Source organism: Mycobacterium parascrofulaceum ATCC BAA-614, assembly GCF_000164135.1.
GTDB lineage: Bacteria > Actinomycetota > Actinomycetes > Mycobacteriales > Mycobacteriaceae > Mycobacterium > Mycobacterium parascrofulaceum.
Genome location: NZ_GG770624.1, coordinates 1 through 1,105, shown reverse-complemented (window position 1 = coordinate 1,105; position 1,105 = coordinate 1). Strand labels below are relative to the sequence as shown.

Here is a 1,105-nt window from a genome sequence, read left to right as displayed (position 1 = left end):
TAACAACTACCAAAGGACAATTGGCAGGTGGGGGCAGTTTCGTCCGCACCTACAACGCAACCTCGGTCGCGGACCTGTACCTGGCTGGCGTCGACGCGTCAGTTCCGCATCTCACAGCTATCCGTCTGATGGCGACGGCGGGCGGCGACCGTGAACTCGTTGAGTCTATGATAGCGATTGGCCTGCGCCTCAGCCGAGCCGCGCGTGCGGTGGACCATCTACTCGCGGCCCTCGGCAGTGGCACCTCATCCGAAATGCAGCGGTCCGACATGTCCGAGACCGCTGCAGAGGCGTTCGACCGCATGCTCTTGTACCTCTGTGCGGCAATGGACAGATACGCACGCGTTACTCGAACATTGTTCGACACCAGCCTCGATCCCGACAAGCAGCGTGGGTCCCTCACCTCGTTGGACGAACTGCGCTCAGTTATCGGGAAGTTCGAACCAACCGATAGCTCAGAGCTGGAATCATTGGGCTCATACGCTTGGGTTATCGGACAGTTGCGCAACCGAATTCACGCCATTCCCCTCGATACCCAGCACCAGTTGTCGCGAAGCTATGGCTCGTCCACAACGGTAGCGATCACTCTCAATGGGCTCGAAGAGTTCGAACCCGCCGTCACGCCGCTCAATCAAGACCAACTGGACAGGCTGGGAGTCTGGAAAGCGCAGTCATCCAATCCATTTCAACCAAGTGCATATGTTGCCGACATCGCCACACTAGCGACAACACTCTTTATGGAGACGCTGCGCTATCTGGAAGAGTTCTCGCACTTCATCATTCGCAACAAGACGCTGGCCACAGTCACCACCCAGAAGCACCCCGTACTGGGATGCTGGGCAGATGATCCCCGCCCGATGCCGGGCGCCTTGCCAAACGAACTCCTTTATCGAGAAATGCTGGGATGGGCGGACTTCGGCTGACCTCTGATGCACCTAGCGCTCGAATCAAGTGATGTCACGCCAACGTCATGTCCAGTCCCCCGTCGCCAGGGCGACGACTCCAAGATCTGTCGACGTGGAGGAGGTCTGCCCACTCGCCGAGGCTGTTCGCGGCGGCGAGGTCGAGCTGTGTCCGCCGACCTGATACGACTCCTCGGTCATCT

General features: G+C 59.0%; 1 pseudogene. It reads left to right on the top strand.

From position 1 onward, the window contains the following. Nucleotides 1-923 (top strand): annotated as a pseudogene (locus tag HMPREF0591_RS29880) (hypothetical protein); the annotation flags it as partial. Nucleotides 924-1,105: the final 182 nt, after the last annotated feature.